Raw genomic sequence first — 631 nt, forward strand, 5'->3', positions numbered from 1 at the left:
AAATACTTATCTATATCAAAAGATTTTAAATCCACTTGAAATTCTCGCGAATAAGTATACAATAGCTCCGCAGCATCATCACCATAAACCCCTAAGTCTTCATATAGCCTCGTATCCGGTTTCAAGTCACTTTTCTTTTCTCCCCTTTGATAAGCTATAAATTCAAGTAAACGATTTGATAACATCCTACTACTTATTCCAATGAGGGTTTTCTTTATTAGTTTTTAACAACCTTTTCCAGAATTTCATTATAAAATTAGCCTTGTTAAAATCAAATCTACGCATAAATAGTGCACAGTTACAGTCTTAAATAAGCTGACTTTATTTGATTCCACTCCGAGTCCTTTTCAAGTGACTCTGAGAGTCCTCTTTTCTTTTAGAATCCTCCTTTTAGAACGTCATTCCCACGAAGGTGGGAATCTCTATCCCTGCGCTGCATTGTAAGCGTGACTACTCACCAAACAAAAACCTCAATCCTGGGTTGTTAGGGCAATGGGTCAATCTAATGCCAACATGATAAAAAAAGCTGCTAAAGGCTATTTCCAGAATTTCAGAGAAATGACAACCTGGAAAGAAGACTAATTCCACTCAGAGTCACTTTAAAAGGACTCTGAGAATACTCTTTTCTTTT

At 36.0% G+C, this 631-nt stretch carries 1 protein-coding gene; it reads right to left on the reverse strand.

Annotated elements, in window-relative coordinates; translation table 11 throughout:
• The coding region (locus E1176_RS21440) for a DUF1493 family protein (RefSeq protein ID WP_155208606.1) at window positions 1–185 on the reverse strand (185 nt) is incomplete at its 3' end.
• Window positions 186–631: the final 446 nt, after the last annotated feature.

The sequence above is a fragment of the Fulvivirga aurantia genome, assembly GCF_009711475.1.
GTDB lineage: Bacteria > Bacteroidota > Bacteroidia > Cytophagales > Cyclobacteriaceae > Fulvivirga > Fulvivirga aurantia.